Raw genomic sequence first — 21,091 nt, 5'->3', positions numbered from 1 at the left:
AGCACTAGAGATCGGCTTGCGCAAGCCGGGATTGAAAACGCCGCTGCACTATCTCGGTAGAACAAGCGCGCATCCGCTGCCCGGCGGACGCGCGTGAGAGGCCTAGAAATTCGGCCCGAGCGCGATCTTCGCCGCGTGCTGCTCCCAAGGCCCAGGATTCAAGATGAGCCCAGAGACTTTGCCCGCGGCGTCCCTGACGAAAGCGATCCGGGTACGATCTTCGTCGGCTGCGGTGAATTCGTTGCTTGATGTCGCCACGAACGAGGTCGCCTTGCCCTTCTCGAATTCGAGGACCGGCCAGACCCCCGTCGCTCCCGCGACGAGCTTGCCTTCCGCGACGCGAACCTGAAGCCGGACCGAATTGACACGGCGGTCGGCTCTCACGACACTGAGGTCGTTCACGCCGTCTTGCCCCTTGTGGACGAGCCTCATCTTGATCGTCGAGTTGGCTGGCCCTCGCAGCTTGGCCAGGACATCGGCGAGCGCGAGGCCTCTCAGCGGCGCGCCGTCAATTTCAGTGATGAGGTCACCCGCCGTCACACCGGCCTTGGTTGCGGGGCCGCCGCCAGGGTTCGGCTTGTTGATCCTCAGCCCCTCCTGCTCCATGGCGACGAAATTCCCGATTCCAAGCCATCCGGTTTTGCCATCGGCCAGGCCCTGCCTGTCACGCGAGCTCACCGTGGCGCCGAAGTCATAGGTTCCGGCATAATCGGCGAGCGCTTCCGGGCTCAGGGTCACCGGCACAGCCGGCGGGACGGCGGTCGACTCGGGAATCGTCAATGCGCCATAGACGAGGTGATTGATCCCCGAATACAGCACCGCCTGGCGCCCTTTGCTGCCGGGCGTCGCCTGGACCATCTGTACGCCGATCAATTGCTCGGCCGGATCGATCCAGAAATACGTGCTCCAATGTCCAGCCCAGGAAAAGCTCCCGACCGCTCCCGGTATCCAGCTTTGGACCGGATCGGCGCGGATGGCGAAGCCAAGCCCGAAGGTTGTTCCGGCGCGGGCGCCAACCTCGTCACCTCCGAAGATGCTGACACCCGATGGCAGTGCGTTCGTCGTCATCTGCTTCACCGCATGCGGGCTGAGCACGCGCACGCCATCGAGCTCGCCGCCATTGAGCAGCATCTGGCAAAAGCGGAGATAGTCGGGCGCGGTCGATACGAGTCCGCCGTCGCCGGAAAACAACTTTGGCGGCGTCGTAACATCCCAGATCGGCGGCCGTTCCGGCATGGGAGAATCGACCAGCCGATCGAGCTTCTCCTTCGGTACAAAGAAGCCGGTGTCGACCATATGCAGCGGCCCAAAGATGCGGCTCTCCAGGAACTGATCGAAGGGCTGACCGGACGCCACTTCAACGACCCGGCTCAGCACTTCGGCGCTCCAGCCATATTCATGGACCTCGCCGGGCTCGTGCGCGAGCGGCAGGCGGGCCAGGCTCGAAACGAATTCCGCCAACGTCGTGTCGCGTCTCCGCACGGCCCTCAAGCCGTAGAGCCCATGGATCGTCCGGATCCCGAAGTCGGCGCTTGCGTCGGCAAGGCCCCGTTCCGGGTAGGCAAAATCGAGCTCCGGATAGATCAGGCCAGACGTATGGCGCAACAGATCGCGAACCGTCATCGCACGTTTTGCTGGTTTTGGCAGACCGAGCCCGTACTCCATTTCGCCTGTCGCTGGGTCCGCCTTCTGGAAAGCGACCCGCATGTTCGCAAGCTCCGGCAGATATTGCGAGACGGGAGCGTCGAGGTCGAGCATGCCCTCGTCCACCAGAATCATGGCGGCGGCACTGGTCACCGGCTTGGACATCGAGGCGATCCAGAAGATGGAATTCGTCTTCATCGGGACGGTCTTGGCGCGGTCCTGAAATCCGATGGCCTGCAAATAGGCGAGCTTGCCGCCCTTCGCGATTGCGACGACGGCGCCGGGCAAAAGGCCGTCCGACGGCGGGAAAGAATCGAAGCGCGCCTGATACCACGGCGCGATCCGCGCCAGACGCGCGGCCGAGAATCCCATGCTTTTCGCATCGCCCGGCGTCGCGAGGTCATCGGCGAAAGCCGTCCCCGACAGGCAAAGCACAACGGGAATCGCCCACATCGATGCGACGAGTCTCATTCCGCAGTCTCCGCAGAAGCACAACAAATCTGAGCAGGCACTCCTGCGGCAGATGTGAACCGCTAGAAATTGGGTCCGAGCGCGATCTTCGTGATCGTGCCGTTCCTGACGCCGATGCGCCATTCCGCCGAGCCGTTGGCGAACTGGGCGACATAGATGTCGCTGTCGAGCGCGGTGACGCCACGGAACGAAACCGCGCGCAATGCACCGAGCCGCGCCAGGATCGCCTGGTCGAACGGAAGCTGCTGGCGCGTGATGTCGGCCACCTCCGACGTCATGCGCTCGTAGTCCGGCTGGCCCTTGCCGACACCATCGATGTAGTGGCGCAGCATCTCCTCACCATTGGCGATCGGAACGGCGCGGCGCGCGGCGCGGCCGGGACGCGCACCGAGGTTTGACGCCTCGACGTTGTGGAAGCGCGTCTGCCGGCCCGGCACCAGAACCTCAAGACAGCGCCCCGACTTGTCGGCGATCATCCAGGGATTGTTCACGGTGGTCGTGGAGGCCCAGGTCGCGTTGGGCCTGACGACGCTCTGCATCCTGCGATTGCCGCTGGCGTCGAGATTGAAGACCTGAAGGTCCTCGCCCATCTCGTTGTAGACCATGATCCTGATCGGCGAGGTGCCGGCGCGGCCGCGCACGCTCGCCTCCTCCGAACAGGAGACGATGCCGCCGAGTTCGTCATTGCCGTCGGCCCGGAACAGCACGTCGCCGGCCTTGCCGTCGGGCTCGAGCATCAGGCGGAATTCGGCCGTGCCGTTCTCGAACTTCGCGCCATAGATGTCATAGCCGCCGGGGCCGACGCCACGGAAGAAGAGCGATTCCACCGCACCGAGCGCCTGGAACGCCTCGCGCATTTCATTGAGCTGCCGGTGGACCTTGGCCGCAAGCGGCGCGCTCATGCGATCGTAGTTCGGCGTTCCGGCGCGCAGGTCTTCGATCCCGCGCAAGATCATCTCCTTGCCGCCCGCGACCGGGACCTGCTCCCTGAACCTGTCAGGAACTTCCGCAAGGCGGCGCGTGAAGTCCGCCTCGACCGCCTGGGCCACCGCTGCATCGACGCGAGGCGCGAGGCGAGCGCCGAACATCGCGCTCTGCACCAGCACGCGTGCAACCTTTGACTGCTCGTCGCGCAGGAAGATCAAGAGATGGTCGCCGCGGAAGGAGAAGGCGTCAGCGCCCTCGGCGAGGACCTGCGTTGCGCCCTGTCCCGTCTCACGCAACCAGAGACGATCGCCGTCACGTCGCAGCGTGAGCACGCGGTTCGGCGCGATCCTGTACCAGCCGACATATTGATCGAGCGACGCGGGGTCGACGGCCGCCGTCGGCATCTCGGCGACGCGAACGGCGCGGATATCGCGGCCGTTCATGCGCAGCGTCAGCTCCGAGGAGCGGCGCTCCGCATCGAGCGGGAACGTGATCTCGCCGGACGAGGCCGCGTAGGCCGCGGTGCCGTCACTGCCAACCGTCAGGCGCAGCCTGCGTTGTCCGGTGAGCTGGCCGTAGAGGTCCTCGCCCTCGCGGAAGATGGCGAACACCGAGGCAGGACCCATGGCGTAGAAATTGACGAAGGGGCGGTAATGCTGGGCCGGCACCTCGCCGGTATCCGCAGCGACGGGCGCGGGATCCGGGGTGCGATAGGCGATCATGCCGGCGGACACGATCACAGCCGGAATGATCGCGGCTGCGATCCACAGCCGCTTGCGCCAGCCGACCGCGACGGGCATGGCGGCGGCTGCGATGATGCGCTCGACGCGTGCGCGCACGGTCGATACCCGTGCCATCGCGAGCTCCACCGGCCGCGGATTTACGCTGGTTGCGACATCGAGCAGGATTTCGGCATAGGACCACCGGTCGTCGATGACTTCGATCGCCTCGGCGTCGCTGATGATCTCGGCGAGCTCGGCCAGACGCGCGAGCTGCCACCACGAGAACGGACTGAACCAGAACACTGCACGGTTGAGCGAGGCGAGCAGCAGGACGTAGAAATCGCGATTGGCGACGTGCGCGCCCTCATGCGCAAGCACCGCGAGACGCTTCTTCGCATCCCAACCGGAGAACTGCGGCGGCACCAGAATGGTCGAGCCGAACGTGACGGGACCGCCGACCTCGCGGCTGACGCGCACGTCGGCGTCGATCAGCTGCGGGCCGCTCATCGGCCTTGCCGCGCGTGCCAGACGCCAGGTCAGGCAAAGACCGATGGCCAGCCGCAGCAGCAACGCGCCGGCGACGCCGGCATAGACGATGGTGGCGACCAACCACCAATTGATCGATACAACAGCTTTTGCCGGCGCCACGACAGCAGCGCCCGGCGGAATCGGCAGCGCCGGTTGCGGGGCCTCCAGCATCGAGATGTCGGCCGGCAGGAAATCATCCGGCACGGATACCGGCAAAGGCATCCGGGTGATCGTCAGCGTCGGCCAATGCATCACGAAGGGCATCGCCAGCGATGCCAGCAGCACGACGACCCACGCCGTCATGTGGATGTGCGGATTGCGCACGCGAAACAGGTTGAGACCGAACCAGACGACGCCTCCCAGCACGAAGGAGCGTAGCGCCGCCTCAGCCAGAGTTGCGATCATTCTTTCTTCACTCCCCTCGCCTTCTTCGCCTTGGCCACCTGGTCGGCCAGTGTACGCAGCTGCTGCTGGTCGAGCATCGCATTGTCCACCATGCCGACGAGGACTTCCTCCATCGAACCGTTGCAGAACCAGTCGACGATACGCTGCACCGCCTTGGCCGCGACCCGCGCGCGCTCTTCCGCGGCGTGGTAGACATAGGTGCGTCCGTCCACGGTGTGCCGAGCATAGCCCTTTTCTTCCAGCCGGCGCAGCACCGTGCGGACGGTCGATTCCTTCAGACGCCGCGACAGCCGCTCGCGCACGACCTCGGCCGTAACGGGACCATGGGCCCAAACCAATTGCATGACCTCGTGCTCGAGGTCGCCCAGTTCGGGCAAACGATCGTCCATGGCATCTGACCTTGCGGATTGAGTTTTCTTGTAACGCTACAGATCGTCGCATATGCGGCCGCGCCGCGCAACGGCGATTCCACCTGAAATGGTGTTGCTATGCCGTCATGCCCGGGCTTGTCCCGGGCATCCACGTTCTTCGTCCCGCGCGGCAAAGCGTGGATGGCCGGGACAAGCCCGGCCATGACGATGTGGAGGCAGTCAGTACTGCGGCTCGTACATCTGGGACTGGATCAGGCCCTTCACGTCGTTGGGAGCGGGGCCGTCGGCGAGACCGCGCTGGTAGGCGACGTCTGCCACCGCAACGGCGATGCGGGCCGAGACCTCGCGAATGCGAGGGAGCGCCGGATAGAGGCTGCCCTGCGCGAGGTCCTCCTTGCCGACGCAATCAGCGAGCGTATGGGCGGCCGCCATGAACATCTCGTCCGTCACCAGGCGCGAGCGGCTGGCGATGACGCCGAGGCCGACGCCGGGGAAGATGTAGGAGTTGTTGCCCTGGCGCGGCACGAAGCTGCGGCCGTTGAGCGTCACGGGATCATAGGGACTGCCGCAGGCGAACAGTGCGCGGCCCTCGGTATAGCGGTAGGCATCCTCGGCCGAGCATTCGGCCTTCGAGGTCGGGTTGGAGAGCGCGAACACGATCGGCTGCTCGTTGAGCGCGGCCATCGCCTTGAGCACCTCGGGCGTGAAGGCGCCGCCGACCGCGGCGACACCGATGATCGCCGTCGGCTTCAGCGTCTTGATCGCGGTGAGGAAATCGGCGATCGGCGCCTGGCCGGCATGGGCATAGCGCAGCTTATGGCCAGAGAGGCCGTCACGGCCGCCGACGACGAGGCCGCGGGAATCCACCAGCCAGTTGCGCCGGAGAGCTTCCGCCTCGGAAATTCCCTCCGCCATCATGGCGGAGACGACGAGATCGGCGATGCCGGTTGCCGCCTCGCCTGCACCGAGGAACAGGATGCGCTGATCCCTGAGCTTGCCGCCATTGACGCGCAGCGCCGAGAACAGGCCGGCGAGCGCCACCGCCGCGGTGCCCTGGATGTCGTCGTTGAAGACGCAGGCCTCGTCCCGATATTTGTGCAGCAGCTTGAACGCCGAGTGATTGGCGAAATCCTCGAACTGGATCAGCACGCCCGGAAACGTCTTTCGCGCGGCCTGCATGAACTCGTCGACGAAGCTGTCATAGGCCTCGCCGATGAGCCGCCGCTCGCGCAGGCCGAGATAATAGGGATCGTTCAAGAGCTCTTCGTTGTTGGTGCCGACGTCGAGCACGATCGGCAGGCAATGCTCGGGATGCACGCCGGCGCAGGCTGAATAGAGTGAGAGCTTGCCGACCGGGATGCCCATGCCGTTGGCGCCGAGATCGCCCAGCCCAAGGATGCGTTCGCCATCGGTCACGACGATCAGCTTGGCCGGATAGGGCCAGTTCTTCAGGATCTCCGCGATCTGGCCGCGATCGCGCGATGAGATGAACATGCCGCGCGGCCGCTGGAAGATCAGACCGTATTTCTGGCAGGCGAGCCCGACCGTCGGCGTGTAGATGATCGGCTGGATCTCGTCGATATTGTCGACGACGACGCGGAAGAACAGCGCCTCGTTGCGGTCATGCAGCGCATTCAGCGCGACGTATTTCTCCAGATCCGTCGGCAGCGTGCGCAGATTGGTCAGCACGCGCTCGACCTGGGTCTCCATCGTCAGCACGCAGGGCGGCAGCAGGCCGCGCAGGCCGAGCGCGTCGCGCTCCGCTTCCGTGAAGGCGGTGCCCTTGTTGAGCAAGGGATCGCGCAGCAGCGTCATGCCGTGAGCGGGGTCGGATGATGTCGAATGGGCGCTGACCCGAGCAGGTCTATTCACGAATTCCCCCAGGGAGTTTCTTATTGAAGGGCAAGCATTGTCGGCCAGTGCTCACCTGAGATCAAGGACGTAGAGACTCAAGGCTCGATTGTGATCTCGCACCGCAGCGAGATTTCGCGAAAAGCCGGCATTTGCGCGCGAGAAGAGGTCAACGCAGCAGGACTACTCGGGCTTGATGTCGGCGGCCTTCACGATCGGCCACCATTTCTCGGTCTCCGCCTTCTGGAATGCGCCGAGCGCCGAAGGCGATTGCTGGTCGGCAGGCGGAATCTCCTGCCCCAATTCGGCGAAACGCTGCTTGACAACGGGATCGGCAAGCACCGCGACGATGGCCGCGTTAAGCTTTGTGACGATCTCCTTCGGCGTGTTCTTCGGTGCCCAGATGCCGTGCCAGTAGGAGATGTAGAGACCGGGCAGGCCCGCCTCGTCGACGGTCGGAATGTCGGGCGCGGATGCCAGCCTTGTCGGCGACGTCACCGCGAACGCCTTGATCGCGCCGTTCTTGTATTGCGGCAGCGAGTTCGAGGCTTGGTCGAACATGATGTCGATCTGGCCGGCGACGAGATCGATCATGGCGGGTCCGGCGCCGCGATAAGGCACGAACTGGAAATCGGTCCCGGTCTTCTCCTTGAAGAAGACGCCCGCGACGTGTGCGCCCGTGCCGGCACCAGCCGTGCCAGCAGTCGCCTTGCCGGGGCTGGCCTTCAGCCACGCAATCATCTCTTTCAGATTGTTGGCCTCGAGCGACTTCCGGCCAACGATCAGCTGCGTTCCCATCGCGATCGTCGCGACCGGCTCGAAATCGGCGATCACATCATAGGGCAGCTTGAAGATTGCGCCGTTCAGCACATGCGTGCCCCAATGGCCGATGGTGATCGTCGTGCCGTCAGGCGTCGCGCGCGCGACGCGGGCGCCCGCAATGCTGCCGGAGGCACCGGCGACGTTCTCGACCACGACGGTCGTGTGCAGCTGAGCGGCGATCCGCTCGGACAGGATCCGCGCCAGCGTGTCGGTCGGGCCGCCCGCCGCGAACGGCACCACGAGGGTGATGGGGCGCGACGGGAACGGCTGGGCGCCCACCGGTACGGCCCACGCCGCGCATCCGATCAATGTGCAAATGACGATCACATGACCGCGTAGTCCGGCCCACAGCCCCTGCATTCCATCCACCCTTTTTCATCGCCCGCATGTTGTCAGCGGGCTGGGGCCGGAGTGAACGCTGCCGGGCGGGCAGAGGCAAGCTGGAAATTATGCCGAGCGCTAACCAGCCGCCCGCCGCGGGGCCAGATTGGCGGCGCCATCAGCCGGCGGCGCGATCTGCATCAGGATGGTCTGGACCGGCGATGCGACCTCGATGCCGTTCTGCTGGAAGCGCAGCTTCATGCGGCGGTTGAATTCGCGCTGCACCGGCCAGCGGCCGGCCTCCGTGCAGCGGATCTGGCCGACGATCGACACCATGGCACCATCGACCTTGTCGATGCCCCACAGCTCGAGGTCGCCGCGAATTGCCGCGCGAAACTCCGGCTCGCGGCGCATCTCCTCGACGATGTCCTTGAGGATCTGGCCGGCGCGGTCAGTGTCTTCCTTGTAGGCGACATTGACGCTGACGGATGCATTGCCGGCGCCGCGGCTGGCATTGGTGATGGTCGTGACCGCGCTGAACGGCACGATGTGCACGGCGCCGTCGCCTGCGCGCAGACGAATGGTGCGGATCGAGACGTTCTCGACCACGCCGGAGAGGCCGGAGACGCTGACATTATCGCCGACCTGGACCGTGTTCTCCAGCAGCAGGAACAGACCGGTGATGAGATCCTGCACCAGCTTTTGCGAGCCGAAGCCGATGGCGATGCCGACGATGCCGGCGCCGGCCAGCAGCGGCGCGACGTTGACGCCAATCTCGCTCAGCGCGGTGAGGCCGACCACGGTGGCAATCAGGCAAAGCAGCGCCGTCCGCAGCATCGGCTGGAAGGTGCGCAGGCGCGCCGCGCGGGCGTAGTGCCCGTCGCGTGACAGCGTATTGATCTGGCGGTCCAGCAGCGCGTTGCTGGCTTCCCAGATGGCGGCAGCAATGAGCACAGCGATGCCGATGGTCGCCACCGCCGAAATCAGCCGGCTGCCGATCTGGCCTCCATAGAACCAGACGATGGCGTCGACGCCCCAGACTTCGAGCACGGCCACGAAGCCGATGAACGCGATCACGCTGGATACGATCTTGCGCAGCAACGGCAGATAGCGGTTGGCGCGGATCTCGAGGCCCGGAAAGCGCTGGAGGATCTCCGGCCTGATGCGGAAGCCGCGGTCGATCAGGCTCAGCGTCACCATGATGGCGACGCGCGTGATCAGCGCGACCACGACGGTGCCGACGAAATATTGCAGCAGCAGCGAATAGCCATTGCGGATGTTGAGCGCCCACACCGCCCACAGCGCAAGGTCGAGCGCGATGGCGAGATAGTGCCAGCCGCCGGCAATGCGGTTGCGCAGGCGCGCCGCGATCCCCTGCCGCTCCGCCGGGGCGCGGATGGCTTCGGCGACCTGGCGGCGGCATTGCAGGATGATGACGACGACGAAGAGATGCACGACCAGCAACACCATGCGCAGCAGCGCGGCATAGCCGGCGCGATGCAGGCCGAGCAGCAGCGCCACATTGGCGAAGGCGATGCCGGAGACACCGACGCCGACGATGCGCCGCGCCCAGATCTCGATATAGGCCGCGGTTTCTGCCCGAACCGGAACCAGGCCAAACGGCCCCGCCAGCGCGCGGACGACGCAGATGAGCCCGCGCGAGAACGCATAGGCATTGACGACGGCCAGGATCACGAGGCGGACGGTTGCTGGATCGCCGATCTCCGTGCCGAGCAGTGCGGTTGCGACACCGATGAAAACGAACACGGGAAGCAGCTCGAGCAGGAGACGCCCGAGCACGAAGGGCAGCCGCAGCAGCAATTGCCAGACACGTGCGAGACTGTGGCGGCGCTTGTGCAGTTCGGGCGCGGGCGTGACATCGGCGACCGATGAGGGCGGATCGGCGATGGGCAGCACCTGCGCCGGCAGGCGCGCGGTTTGGGGTACGCGTCCTTCCAGGAAGGCGACCGGTCGCCGGATCGCGCGGAAGATCACCCACTCCGCCGCAATGGCGCAGCCGAGCACCAGCGCGAGCTTCCACGCGATCTCGATCAGGAGGTTGTAGGCGACGGGATCGTTGGCGGTCCGTACGATCCAGTAATAGAAGGCGGGGAAATGCGTCAGCGTCCGCGCCACGTCGGCGATCTCGCGCGATATCTCGCCGATCTCTTCCGACACCGTGAGCAGGAGCTGTGCGCCAAGGCCGTCGGCCGAGAGCGGGATCGGCGATTTCTGCTCGTGCGCGGCGGGCACGGGCTGCTGCTGACCGGGCACATTCGCGATCACGCGCAGCGTATCGATCATCTGCGCACGTTTTTTGTCGTCCTGGAGCGTCTCCAGCGCCCGCTTGGCTTCCTCCGGCGACAGTGCGGCGGCCCTATTGGCGGCCGGCGGCTCGGCGCGAACGGTGGAAAGAGATGAGATCGCGATGAAGAGAGCGGCGAGGAACGCCGGGGCAAGCTTGTGCGACACGAGGATTCCCTGGAAAAGCGCATGCGCCGGCGGAGTCGGGACTGTCGCCGCCGAAGCACTGCGTCATGTCGTATCGACGCTATTCGCCCCGGCGCTGTGTCGGAAGTTGGCCAACGCGGCGACATTCTCTTGGCATTTGCCGCGGTGCAGGAACGGGAACCGTCGGCCCCGTGCGGCCGAACATCAACCGAGTGCGATGCGCACAGCAAAGCTCGTCCGTCATTCCGGGAGTCGGCCCGGAATGACGGCGAGGAGGAGGAGGAGAGAGCAGGATGTCAAAGCGCCTATCGCGGCGGCCGCATCACGGCCATCCGACATGATCGGTGTGATGCAAAATACAGCGCCGGGAAGGTAGGGGCTTTGCCTCACTGATGCAGCCCGCTAAACCTTGACCCGGCGTGCCGTTCGCGGTTTCTGCCGCTATGCGATAGTCCGAACGAGCTCCATCGCACTTAACGCGGCTGGATCTGCGGAGGTGGAGTCATAGACCTCCCCTTGCTCATGAGGTGGACGTTACGCGTCGCGTATTCGCGACCAGCACGATGCTCCTCCCGTGACACAAAACTGTCAAGCAGGATCAATGGTGCCGGTATCACATTTGAGGACGTGTTCCCTCCCACCTCGACAGATTGATCACAGTGGATCAGGGAATAAATTCCCTCCCGCCGCGTTTGTGTCAGAGAGTCCATTCGCCTTCCGCATTCCATCCATTTCCAGAAAGCAAGACATGAAAGCATTACTTTGCATCGCCGCTGTCGCGGCCCTCCTGACTGGATCAGCCTTCGCGCAGACCCCGCCGCAGACCTCGACCAAGAAGGTCGACGGCACCGAGAACGTCTACGTCTTCCGCTATGGCGGTCATCAGTCGATGTTCATCGTAACGCCGCAGGGCGTGATCGCGACCGACCCGATCTCGTATTTGCGTCCGGCAAAGCCCTATATCGACGCCATCAAGGCCGTCACCGACAAGCCGATCAAATACGTCATCTACAGCCACCACCATTACGACCACATCGCCGGCGGCCAGCCCTTCAAGGATCTCGGTGCCACCTTCATTGCGCACCGGCGGACCAAGGAGCGCCTGCTCGAGCTGAAGAAGCAGAATTCGCTGCTCGCCGATGTCGTGATGCCGGACCAGGTGATCGACGACAAGAAGAGCATCACGCTCGGCGGCACCACGCTGGAGCTGAACTATGTCGGCCGCAACCACTCCGACAATTCGCTGGTGATGCGGCTGCCGAAGGAGAAGATCGTCTTCGTCGTCGACTTCGCGCCGATCGAGTCCGTGCAGTTCCGCAACATTCCCGACAACGCCTCGCCGGTCGAGTATATCGCCTCGCTGAAGAAGCTGGCCTCGCTCGACTGGGAGCGGATGATCCCCGGCCATCCCTATGCCGGAGGGCGCTTTGGCACCAAGAAGGACGTCGAGGACGACATCGCGTACATGGAAGATCTGTCCGCGGAGGTGAAGAAGGCCGCCGATGCCGGCAAATGCTTCGACACCGCGATGAAGGAAGTGAAGCTGCCGAAATACGAGAAATGGGCGAATTACGAGACCGCCCTTCCCGCCAATATCGAGCGTTTCTGCTACTGGTGGGGCCGCGGGTATTGAGGGTCGGCTTGCTCAGACGCGACGAGCTTCGCTCGCGCTGAGATCGTAGGGTGGGCAAAGGCGCTCTTGCGCCGTGCTCACCACCTCTCGCCGGATGAAGATTGGTGGGCACGCTTTGCTTTGCCCACCCTAGGGATCGCCGCTAGCGAACGCGCCGCCCTGTCCTCGCCGACGGCGCCTGCGCGAAATACGGATTCGTCAGACATGTCGCCGGACGCCCCTGCGCGCTTGCCTGACACCGGGCGAACGAGGAGAAATGCAGTCCATCCGCTCGCCCTCCAACTCGCCGAAGACGTGCAGGCAGACCGGCGCATCGCCCCCATAGGTCTGGGCGCGCGCGGAACCGGCGATCGAGAGCGCGGCGAACAGGGAAACGACGACAGCAGGCTTGTACACGACAACCTCGAAATCAGAGAAACATTTCAGTCAAATCAACCGTCGACGAGTTGCCGATCAAGTCGAAGTTTTGCGTCAGCCAGCTTCGCGCGGCCTCGCGCCCCTCGTCACGCAGACGGCACAACAGACTCCATTCGGGATGGAACTGCGTGGCCGTTCCGAGCTGCGACATCAATTGGTCGTTTCCAATCCAGTGCATGAACATGCGGCTGTGCGTGTTGCGATCGAGCTCGCCATTGTCGATCAGCCGGGTCGCGAAGGCAATCGCGCGCATCTCACGCATCAGTGACGAATTGAAGCTGATCTCGTTGATGCGATGGAGAACGTCGGCGGCGCTCGCCGGCAGTTCGTCACGCCGGATCGCGGTCACCTGCACGATGATGACGTCTTGGCTACCTTTTCGATAGATCAGCGGAAAGATCGCGGGATTTCCGAGATAGCCGCCATCCCAATAATGCTCGCCGTCGATCTCGACCGCCTGGAAATATGGCGGCAAACAGGCCGAGGCGAGCACGGTCTCCGCGCTGAGCAGCGGCGTCTGGAACACCTTGATCTTGCCGGTACGGACATTCGTTGCGTTGAGAAAGAGCTGCGGTGCGTCCGGCGATGAATTGAGCCGATCGAAATCGACCACGCGTAGCAGCAACGACCGGAGCGGATTGAAGTGGAGGGGGTTGAGCAGGTTCGGCGGCACCGTGTGCGTCAGCGTGTGGATGAAAGCATGGACAGGGTGATATTCCGGCGGCAGCTTGAGGGCCTGGATCAACTGGTTGAGTGGCGAGAACAGGTCATAGACCTGATCCATCCGCGAGACCTCGTACCAGAACGCATGCAGGTTCTGCCGCGCCGCCTCGGCTCCACCGATGGCCATGCCTGAGGCCAGCACCACCGCATTCATCGCGCCCGCGCTTGTAGCGCTGATCGCCTCGATGGCGAGCCTGCCGTCCTCGAGCACGTGGTCCAGCACGCCCCAGACGAAGGCGCCGTGCGCGCCGCCGCCCTGGAGCGCGAAGTTGACGTTCTTCTGGTTGCTGGTCTCACGGGCGGTCACTTTGCGGGCTTCCGGCCTCCCTTCCCCTCGCGCTCCAGCGCCTTGCGCACCTCGTCGAATTCGCCAAGCGAGGCCTTGTCGGCGCGGGGGAAGCGCAGGTCGAGCTTTTCGAGCGCCGCGACGATCGCCGAGCCGATCACGACGCGCGCGAACCATTTGTGGTCGGCCGGCACGACATACCAGGGCGCGTGCGACGTTGCCGTATGCCGGACGATGTCCTGATAGACCGCCTGGTAGCGCGGCCACAGCGCGCGCTCCTTGATGTCGTCCATCGAGAACTTCCACTGCTTGGCCGGTTCCTCGAGCCGCTCAAGGAAGCGCTCGCGCTGCTCCTCCTTGGATAGATTGAGGAAGAATTTCAGAACCACCGTGCCGTTGCGGCTGAGATGGCGCTCGAAAGCGGAGATGTCCTCGAACCGCTCCTTCCAGATGTTCTTGGTGACGAGCCCTTGCGGCAGCTTCTGCTTGGCAAGAATCTCCGGATGCACCCGCGTGACCAGGCACTCCTCGTAATGGGAGCGGTTGAAGATGCCGATATGGCCGCGCTCGGGCAGCGCGATCGCGTGGCGCCAGAGGAAATCGTGATCGAGCTCCTTGGTGCTCGGCGCCTTGAAAGCATGGACCTCGCAGCCCTGCGGGTTGATGCCCTCGAAGATCGCCTTGATCGCAGAATCCTTGCCGGCGGCGTCCATGGCCTGGAGCACGATCAGCACCGACCAGCGGTCCTGGGCGTAGAGCTTCTCCTGAAACTCGATCATCCGCTTCTTGTTGGCGTCGAGAATCTCCTGCGCCTTCTCCTTGTCGAGATCGCCCTTCTCGTTGGTCTTGTAATCCTTGAGGTGAAACTTGCCCGATCCGTCGTAACGGAACGGCGTGATGTAGCTGTCAAGTTCCTGGGCGAGCGATTTGGACGGCTTCTTGCTCATGAGCGCGGGGCACCTTGCGTTGCGGCTTCAATCGGTCGAGCAGGCTACCAAGGATGCCCTTGGGAAGGAATATGATGAAAAGGACCAGCAGCACGCCATAGACGAGGTTGTCCCAGCCGACCGCCTTGGTGCCGAAGCCGATACGCAGGGTTTCCGCCAGCAGAATGGTGATGACAGCGCCAAAGGTCGGGCCGAGCGAGACGAACAGGCCGCCGACGATGGCCGCGAACACCATCTGGAGCGACACCGCGATGCCGCTGACGGTGTCGGGGGTGATGAACATCTGGTACTGGCAGTACATTGCGCCGGCGAGCGCCGTCATCACCGCACTGAGCAGCGTGATCTTCAGCTTCTCCGCGGTGACATCGACGCCGGCGGCGGCCGCGGCATCCTCGTCCTCCGAGATCGCCTCGAGCGCGTAGCGGGCCATGCTGCGGTCGACCCAGTGCCAGACCACGATGCCGAAAAGCCAGACCCCGAGCGCGATCAGATACCAGGTCGTCTTGTCGTCGAATTGCAGCGCCAGCAGCTTGTTGCCGGAGGCGCGATTCGGCGTATAGCCGAGCGAGCCGCCGGTATAGTCGCGCGTCGCCGTGATGACCTGGAGCACGATTCCTGACAGCGCCAGCGTCACCAGCACGAAATAGTGGCCGGTGATGCGGAAGCGGAAGCAGGGATAGCCGACGATCAGCGCCAGCGCACCCGCCGCAACCATGCTGATGGGAATGCCGATCCAGGGCGACCAGCCCAGATGATTCCAGAGCAGCGCGGTGACATAGGCGCCGATCCCCATGAAGCCGCCATGGCCGAGCGAGACCAGACCGAACCGTCCCATCATCGACCAGGACGTGTAGGCGAACGACCAGATCAGGATCAGCACCAGGATGTGCAGATGATAGGGATCGCGATAGACGAAGGGCAGCGCGACCAGCGCCGCCAGCCCCACCGCCCATGCCGCAAGCCGCCCCTGCCCCATCATCGGCGCCTCGCAAGCAGGCCCGCGGGCCGGATGAACATCATGACGATGAAGAAAGCGAAGGCGAGCACGTAACCCCATTCCAGATCGGAGAACAGGCCGCCGAGCGAGATAATCTCGGCGAACACGAAGGCGGCGATGAAGCCGCCAATGAAATTGCCGAGCCCACCGAGCACGCAGATCAGGAAGGTGATCGGCCCGAACGAAAGGCCGACGAAGGGGTGCACGTCATATTGCAGCACGAGCAGGCAGGCGGCGAGCCCGGCCAGCCCGCCGCCGATCGCGGACGTGATGAGATAGATGCGCCTGGTGTCGACGCCCATCAGCGCCATGATCTGCCGGTCCTGGGAAATTGCGCGGATCGCGGTGCCGGTGAAGGTCCGCGTCATGAAGAGGTAGACGACGACCATGCCGATCAGTGCGGCCGCGAATGAAAGCAGCCGCGCGTAACTAAAATTCATCTCGCCAAAGGCGAGCACCGGCAGGCGGATGCCGAGATTGCGGAAGTCGATGCCGAAAGCGACGGTGGCAAAGCTCTGGAGCACGAACAGCACCCCGCCTGTCGCAAGCAGCTGGTTGATCGGCGGCGCGGTGAGCAGCGGCGCGATCACGAGGTAGTGCAGCGCGGCGCCGAGGATCGCGACGAGCAAAATGGTGAACGGCGCTGCGATGAAGTAGCTGAGGCCGTAATACTGCACGATGAAATACATGGCGTACATGCCGATCATCACCAGCTCTGCGTAGCAGATCCAGGTCACGTCGATGACGCCAAAGATCAAATTGAGCCCGAGCGCGAGCAGTGCCAGCACGCCGCCGAGCAGGATGCCGTTGATCACGGCCTCCAGCAGATAGATGTCGAAAATGCCCAAAAAAGCTTGCATGCCTGCATAAACCTCATACCCCGAGATACGCTTCCTTGACCGTGTCGCTCGCCAGCATCTCGGCCGAGGTGCCGGACGCCCGGATCGTGCCCGCCTCGATCAGATAAGCGCGATCAACCACTTTCAGCACCTGCTGCACGTTTTGCTCGACGATCAGCACCGTCAGGCCGCGGGCGCGGATCCGCTTCACCAGCTCGAACACCTGCTGCACCACGACCGGCGCCAACCCTGCCGACGGCTCGTCGAGCAGCAGAAGTTTTGGATTCGACATCAGCGCGCGGCCGATCGCGCACATCTGCTGCTCGCCGCCGGACATGGTGCCGGCCATCTGGTGGCGGCGTTCCTTCAGGCGCGGAAACAGGTCGAACACGACATCCAGCCGCTCGGCATAGTGGCCGCGCGCTTCCTTCATGAAGGCGCCCATCTTGAGATTGTCGTCGACCGTGAGCTGCGGAAACAGCCGCCGGTTCTCCGGCACATGCGCGATCCCGAGGCTAACGATCTTGTGCGGCGGCGTCGCCACGACATCGACGCCCTCCATCCTGATCGACCCGCGCGTGGGACGGATCAGGCCTGAGATGACGCGCATCAGGGTGGTCTTGCCGGCGCCGTTCGGACCGATGACGCCGACGGCCTCGCCGGCCTTCACGTCGAGATTGACGTCGAACAGCGCCTGGAATGTGCCGTAACCCGCGCTGACCGAACGAAGCTCCAGCATCGTCTAGCCTCCCGAGCGGCGGCGCGCTTCCGCCGCCGCGGCCTGCGTGGTCTCTGCATCGGTGCCGAGATAGACCTCGATGACGCGCGGGTCGCCGGCAACCGCGCTCGGCAAGCCTTCCGAGATCTTCTCGCCGTGATCGAGCACCATCACGCGGTCGACGACGCGCATCAGCACGCCCATGATGTGCTCGACCCAGATGATGGTGATGCCGAGCTCGTCGCGGATGTTGCGCAGCATGTCCGCCGCCTGGTCCATCTCGGTCTCGTCGAGACCGCCGAGGCTCTCGTCGGCAAGCAGCAGTTTTGGCGCGGTGGCGAGCGCCTTCGCAAGTTCGAGCTTCTTCAGGCCGGCTGCGCCCAGGCCATCGACGCTGGCATGGCGATCGGTCGGCAAGCCCACCATCGCAAGTGACCGCTCGGCCGCCTCCTCCGCCCTGGCACGACTGTGGCGGCCCTGGCCGTAGAAGCCGGCCAGTGCGACATTCTCGAAGATTGTCAGGCGTCGGAACGGCCGCGGAATCTGGAAGGTGCGGCCGATGCCGCTGTTGATGATCCGGTGCGGCGCAAGGCCCGCGATCTCGACGCCGCCGAACAGGATCGAGCCGGATGTCGGCGCCAGCGTGCCGGAGAGCATGTTGAAGATCGTGCTCTTGCCCGAGCCGTTGGGGCCGATCAGGCCGAGGATCTCGCCCTGATCGACCCGAAACGACACGTTGTTGACGGCGGTGAAGCCACCAAACCGCTTCACCAGCCCGCTGACTTCCAGCACCGCCCTGCTCCGCCGCTACTGGTTGCTGTAGGTGGTGCCCTTCGGCAGCGGCAGCACAGCCTCGCGCTGCGCCTGGCTCTTGGGCCACACCACAGAGGATTTGTCGTCGATGTACTGGATCACGACCGGGAACGAGCGCTCGTTCTGCCCGGCCATCGGCGTGTCCTCGCCGTAGAACTTGACGCCGAAGCCGAGCATCGTGCCGCCTTCGGGGATGTCGGTGTCGAGCGCAGCCTTGCGCAGCGCGTCGGGATCGACGCCGCCATACTTCTTGATCGCGCGCGGCAGCACATCACTCATGAATACGTAAGTGTTGGACGCGCCGATGCCGACATGCGCCGAGCGGATGGCAACGCCGGGCCTGATCTTGTCGAACTCCTCGCCGACCATCTTGATGACGGGCGGGAGCTTCGGATCCATGGTCTTTTGGTTGGCGAGCCAGATCGAAATCGGGTCGGTGTTGAAGATGTAGGTGGCGTCAGCCCCCATCCCCTCTTTCAGCTTCTCGTAGACGCCGTAGCCGGCACCATGGCCCATCAGCGCGCCGAACTTCAGCCCCTGCTCGCGAGCCTGGCGCAGCAGCAGCGTGATGTCAGGGTTGTAGCCGGTGTGGAAAATGACATCGGGCTTGGCACGCTTCAGCTTGGTCACCAGCGCGGAGAGATCGGGCGCCGTCGCCGAATAGCCTTCCTTCATCACGACGTTGAAGCCCGCCTTCTTCGCGCCGGCCTCATTGCCCCTGGAGACGTCGACGCCATAGGCGCCATCCTCGTGGATGATGGCGACGCGCAGGTCCTTCGGCTCCTTGTCGAACTTCGCCTTGGCATTCTGCGCGATGAAATCCATCGTCATCATGCCGAACTGGTCGCCGCTCGCCTGCGGGCGGAACACGTATTTGTAGCCCTTGTCGTTGAACACGGCCGACGAGATGCAGGTCGTCATCCACATGAACTTCTTGAGCTGCTCGACGCGGGCGGCCACCGGCACGCATTGCGCCGAGGAGAAGAAGCCGAGCACCATGTCCACCTTCTCCTGCTCGAGCAGGCGGACGGATTCGTTGATGGCGATGTCGGGTTTGCTCTGCGCGTCGGCATAGACCGCCTCGATCTTGTAGCCCTCGACGCCGGTCTTGGCGAAGTGGTCGAGAATAATCTTTGCGCCGATATAGCCGAGCTCAGATCCACCGCCCGCGAGAGGCCCGGTCAGGTCGAAAACAACGCCGATCTTGATCTTCTTCTCTTGAGCCTGAGCCGAAGCCATCAAGCCCGTCGCTGATATCGCGACCAACAGCCCACGTACCAAGCGGGCAGCCATGCGCAGGCGCATCAAAACCTCCCTGGACGATTGTGCATCGCATTCTTGTTGCTTTTGCTTTTTGGCCCATCACATGGGCTGGGCGCAGCGATGTCAAGCCTCGCGCTTCAGCGCGACGCGAACTGCTGCTCGATAAAGGCCGTGACAAATCGCGGCATGGTCGGCGTGAGATCACTCATCCCGCGCACGAGATGAATGGCCGACAGCTCCGGATCGGCTTCGCGGGCGAGGTTGGCCTCGATCCGGGCCCGGGCCACGTCACCCGGCATGTCCAGGTTGATAATTTGAATCATTGCAATCGACGGACCAGTGACGACACAGTGCCAGTCCGACTGGGTCCGGTAGTCGGCCGCGGTCAAGCCGGTCTCTTCCCCGAGTTCGCGGATGACACTGCCGGGAATGTCGAGCGCGCCGTCACTGACGTCGTCCAGATCGGGCGTGCCCGAGGGGAAATAGATGCGGCCCGCATTGGCGGTGTGCTGCGCCATCTCGCCCATGATGAAGGCGCCGTCGGAGGCGCGCAGCGCGCCCATGCCAAAACCGTTGAACACGGCCTTGTCGGGAAAGCCCCAGTCGCGCCAGGCAAGGAAGCTCGCGAAATCCGTCTCGAAATAGGTCGCGGCGAGATGGCCGTCCGTGAACACGGCATCGCGCCCGAGCAGGACGCGGCCGTTCCACATCTTCGGCCGCTCGCGCAGCTTCTCGGCGAAATGCGCCGCAATCTCGGCGCGGCGCTCTTCGGCGAACGGCCAGGCGATTGGCCGCACGGCAAGATCAAGCGTCGTGACGCGATGAATGACCAATGACGTCATGACACCTGATTACAATGCCTTCGCGTCAGTTATTTGGCATTCCCCGTGGTCTTCTTGGCCTGATCGACGTATTTGTTGGTAAAGGTCTTGCTGACGTCGATCTTGGCGGCGGCGACCTCGGGCGAGCCGACGCTGAACACCGCGAGCACCGCATCCGCGCCCTTCGGGTCCATCTTGCCGGTTTCGGAGAACATCGGGATCGTGTTCTTCAGCGCGGCGAGATAAAGCTCCTTGTTCTTGCCGACCATCTCGTCCGGCATCTTCGCCATGATCTCCTCCGGCGAATGCGAATGGATCCAGCCGATCGTGGCCAGCATTGCGTTGGTGAGCGCCTGCGTTTCCTTCTCGTGGCCGTTGATCCAGGCCACGGTCGAGTACAGCGCGCCGCCCGGATATTCGCCGCCGAACGTCTCGAGCGTGTCCTTCTGGGTCCGGGTGTCGCTGAGGATGCGCAGATCCTTGTGGCTGCCCTGGAGCACGGTGACGGAGGGATCGAGCATCACGGCGGCGTCAATCTGCCCCTGCTCCATCGCGGCCACGGCGGTGGCGCCGAGGCCGACGCCGATCACGGCGGTGCCGGCGGGATCGAGCCCGTTCTTCTTGAGCAAATATTTGAGGAAGAAGTCGGTCGAGGAGCCCGGTGCGCTGACGCCGACCTTCTTGCCGGCGAGATCCTTGATCGACTTGATTTCGTTCGTGTGCGACGGCGAGACCACCAGCACGAGGCCGGGATAGCGGTCATAGACCACGAAGGCTTGAAGCTCCTGCTTCTTGGCGGCGAGATTGACGCAATGGTCGAAATAGCCGGAGACGACGTCGGCGCTGCCACCGAGCACGGCCTTGAGCGCGTCCGAGCCGCCCTTGAGGTCCACGAGCTCGACATTGAGGCCCGCCTTCTCGTATTCGCCGAGCTGCTTTGCCAGCACCGTCGGCAGATAGCACAGGCAGGCGCCGCCGCCGATCGCGATGGTCACCTTGCTTTGCGCCGCGGCAAGACCGGTGGTGAGCGTCAGCGCGAGCAGCGCGCCGGCGAGCCTGGCAATCGTGTTCTTCATTGGTTTCCTCCATTCGGCCGGCGGCACCATAGAGCAGCGGGACTG

General features: G+C 64.1%; 17 protein-coding genes. 1 reads left to right on the top strand and 16 read right to left on the bottom strand.

Annotation, left to right across the window (positions count from 1 at the left end; genetic code table 11):
• Window positions 1-102: 102 nt before the first annotated feature.
• The 6 genes from AB7G19_RS10370 to AB7G19_RS10345 all read right to left on the bottom strand — a co-directional run bounded on the left by AB7G19_RS10370 (window position 103) and on the right by AB7G19_RS10345 (window position 10,534).
• Complete coding sequence (locus AB7G19_RS10370; RefSeq protein WP_441267774.1) at window positions 103-2,115, bottom strand: serine hydrolase; 2,013 nt, start codon at window positions 2,113-2,115, stop codon at window positions 103-105.
• Window positions 2,116-2,177: 62 nt separating this feature from the next.
• Window positions 2,178-4,697 carry a M56 family metallopeptidase gene (locus AB7G19_RS10365; protein WP_441267773.1) on the bottom strand — a complete coding sequence of 840 codons (2,520 nt, stop codon included), beginning with the start codon at window positions 4,695-4,697 and terminating at the stop codon, window positions 2,178-2,180.
• Window positions 4,694-5,086, bottom strand: a complete 393-nt coding sequence (locus tag AB7G19_RS10360) for a BlaI/MecI/CopY family transcriptional regulator (RefSeq protein ID WP_014493096.1) — start codon at window positions 5,084-5,086, stop codon at window positions 4,694-4,696. Before AB7G19_RS10360 ends, AB7G19_RS10365 begins: the two co-directional genes overlap by 4 nt.
• A 201-nt stretch (window positions 5,087-5,287) precedes the next feature.
• Complete coding sequence (locus AB7G19_RS10355; RefSeq protein ID WP_441267772.1) at window positions 5,288-6,940, bottom strand: NAD-dependent malic enzyme; 1,653 nt, start codon at window positions 6,938-6,940, stop codon at window positions 5,288-5,290.
• A 162-nt stretch (window positions 6,941-7,102) separates the two neighbouring features.
• Window positions 7,103-8,101 (bottom strand): tripartite tricarboxylate transporter substrate-binding protein, encoded by a 999-nt coding sequence (locus tag AB7G19_RS10350; protein ID WP_441267771.1) that lies wholly within the window; start codon window positions 8,099-8,101, stop codon window positions 7,103-7,105.
• 99 nt (window positions 8,102-8,200) lie between these two features.
• The gene (locus tag AB7G19_RS10345) at window positions 8,201-10,534 is read right to left on the bottom strand and encodes a mechanosensitive ion channel domain-containing protein (RefSeq protein ID WP_441267770.1); all 2,334 of its coding nucleotides are present in this window, start codon (window positions 10,532-10,534) and stop codon (window positions 8,201-8,203) included.
• Window positions 10,535-11,261: 727 nt separating this feature from the next.
• On the opposite strand from AB7G19_RS10345, the gene AB7G19_RS10340 reads away from it, so the two are divergent.
• The gene (locus AB7G19_RS10340) at window positions 11,262-12,146 is read left to right on the top strand and encodes an MBL fold metallo-hydrolase (protein ID WP_063981648.1); all 885 of its coding nucleotides are present in this window, start codon (window positions 11,262-11,264) and stop codon (window positions 12,144-12,146) included.
• A gap of 142 nt (window positions 12,147-12,288) precedes the next feature.
• Here the strand turns inward: AB7G19_RS10340 and AB7G19_RS10335 are convergent, their stop codons facing one another.
• The 10 genes from AB7G19_RS10335 to AB7G19_RS10290 all read right to left on the bottom strand — a co-directional run bounded on the left by AB7G19_RS10335 (window position 12,289) and on the right by AB7G19_RS10290 (window position 21,046).
• Window positions 12,289-12,408: a DUF3551 domain-containing protein gene (locus AB7G19_RS10335; protein ID WP_441268817.1), complete on the bottom strand. Its 120-nt coding sequence runs from the start codon at window positions 12,406-12,408 to the stop codon at window positions 12,289-12,291.
• Between the two features lie 147 nt (window positions 12,409-12,555).
• A complete protein-coding gene (locus AB7G19_RS10330; RefSeq protein ID WP_441267769.1) occupies window positions 12,556-13,593 on the bottom strand; it encodes a patatin-like phospholipase family protein in 1,038 nt (345 codons plus the stop codon).
• Entirely contained in the window at window positions 13,590-14,519 is a 930-nt protein-coding gene (locus tag AB7G19_RS10325) for a polyphosphate kinase 2 family protein (RefSeq protein WP_441267768.1), read from the bottom strand. Before AB7G19_RS10325 ends, AB7G19_RS10330 begins: the two co-directional genes overlap by 4 nt.
• Window positions 14,479-15,498: a branched-chain amino acid ABC transporter permease gene (locus tag AB7G19_RS10320; RefSeq protein ID WP_441267767.1), complete on the bottom strand. Its 1,020-nt coding sequence runs from the start codon at window positions 15,496-15,498 to the stop codon at window positions 14,479-14,481. The genes AB7G19_RS10325 and AB7G19_RS10320 overlap by 41 nt, the downstream gene beginning before the upstream one ends.
• Window positions 15,495-16,376: a branched-chain amino acid ABC transporter permease gene (locus AB7G19_RS10315; protein WP_441267766.1), complete on the bottom strand. Its 882-nt coding sequence runs from the start codon at window positions 16,374-16,376 to the stop codon at window positions 15,495-15,497. The genes AB7G19_RS10320 and AB7G19_RS10315 overlap by 4 nt, the downstream gene beginning before the upstream one ends.
• Window positions 16,377-16,389: 13 nt before the next feature.
• Window positions 16,390-17,094 carry an ABC transporter ATP-binding protein gene (locus tag AB7G19_RS10310; RefSeq protein ID WP_028150400.1) on the bottom strand — a complete coding sequence of 235 codons (705 nt, stop codon included), beginning with the start codon at window positions 17,092-17,094 and terminating at the stop codon, window positions 16,390-16,392.
• 3 nt (window positions 17,095-17,097) lie between these two features.
• On the bottom strand, window positions 17,098-17,865 hold the full coding sequence (locus tag AB7G19_RS10305) for an ABC transporter ATP-binding protein (protein WP_354122042.1): 768 nt from the start codon (window positions 17,863-17,865) through the stop codon (window positions 17,098-17,100).
• 15 nt (window positions 17,866-17,880) lie between these two features.
• Entirely contained in the window at window positions 17,881-19,191 is a 1,311-nt protein-coding gene (locus tag AB7G19_RS10300) for an ABC transporter substrate-binding protein (RefSeq protein ID WP_441267765.1), read from the bottom strand.
• A gap of 95 nt (window positions 19,192-19,286) precedes the next feature.
• Window positions 19,287-19,991 (bottom strand): NUDIX hydrolase, encoded by a 705-nt coding sequence (locus AB7G19_RS10295; RefSeq protein ID WP_441267764.1) that lies wholly within the window; start codon window positions 19,989-19,991, stop codon window positions 19,287-19,289.
• 29 nt (window positions 19,992-20,020) lie between these two features.
• Window positions 20,021-21,046 (bottom strand): ABC transporter substrate-binding protein, encoded by a 1,026-nt coding sequence (locus AB7G19_RS10290; RefSeq protein ID WP_071910550.1) that lies wholly within the window; start codon window positions 21,044-21,046, stop codon window positions 20,021-20,023.
• Window positions 21,047-21,091: the final 45 nt, after the last annotated feature.

The sequence above is a fragment of the Bradyrhizobium sp. 215_C5_N1_1 genome, from assembly GCF_052075935.1.
GTDB lineage: Bacteria > Pseudomonadota > Alphaproteobacteria > Rhizobiales > Xanthobacteraceae > Bradyrhizobium > Bradyrhizobium barranii.
The sequence above is the reverse complement of the archived record's forward strand: the minus strand, read 5'-3'. Positions and strand labels throughout refer to the sequence as shown.

Excerpts from the sequence above, each read along its gene's own strand:
- AB7G19_RS10340 (WP_063981648.1), top strand. The coding sequence starts at position 11,262 with ATGAAAGCATTACTTTGCATCGCCGCTGTCGCGGCCCTCCTGACTGGA.
- AB7G19_RS10295 (WP_441267764.1), bottom strand. The coding sequence starts at position 19,991 with ATGACGTCATTGGTCATTCATCGCGTCACGACGCTTGATCTTGCCGTG.
- AB7G19_RS10290 (WP_071910550.1), bottom strand. The coding sequence starts at position 21,046 with ATGAAGAACACGATTGCCAGGCTCGCCGGCGCGCTGCTCGCGCTGACG.
- AB7G19_RS10325 (WP_441267768.1), bottom strand. The coding sequence starts at position 14,519 with ATGAGCAAGAAGCCGTCCAAATCGCTCGCCCAGGAACTTGACAGCTAC.
- AB7G19_RS10360 (WP_014493096.1), bottom strand. The coding sequence starts at position 5,086 with ATGGACGATCGTTTGCCCGAACTGGGCGACCTCGAGCACGAGGTCATG.
- AB7G19_RS10320 (WP_441267767.1), bottom strand. The coding sequence starts at position 15,498 with ATGATGGGGCAGGGGCGGCTTGCGGCATGGGCGGTGGGGCTGGCGGCG.
- AB7G19_RS10310 (WP_028150400.1), bottom strand. The coding sequence starts at position 17,094 with ATGCTGGAGCTTCGTTCGGTCAGCGCGGGTTACGGCACATTCCAGGCG.
- AB7G19_RS10370 (WP_441267774.1), bottom strand. The coding sequence starts at position 2,115 with ATGAGACTCGTCGCATCGATGTGGGCGATTCCCGTTGTGCTTTGCCTG.
- AB7G19_RS10315 (WP_441267766.1), bottom strand. The coding sequence starts at position 16,376 with ATGCAAGCTTTTTTGGGCATTTTCGACATCTATCTGCTGGAGGCCGTG.
- AB7G19_RS10365 (WP_441267773.1), bottom strand. The coding sequence starts at position 4,697 with ATGATCGCAACTCTGGCTGAGGCGGCGCTACGCTCCTTCGTGCTGGGA.
- AB7G19_RS10300 (WP_441267765.1), bottom strand. The coding sequence starts at position 19,191 with ATGCGCCTGCGCATGGCTGCCCGCTTGGTACGTGGGCTGTTGGTCGCG.
- AB7G19_RS10350 (WP_441267771.1), bottom strand. The coding sequence starts at position 8,101 with ATGCAGGGGCTGTGGGCCGGACTACGCGGTCATGTGATCGTCATTTGC.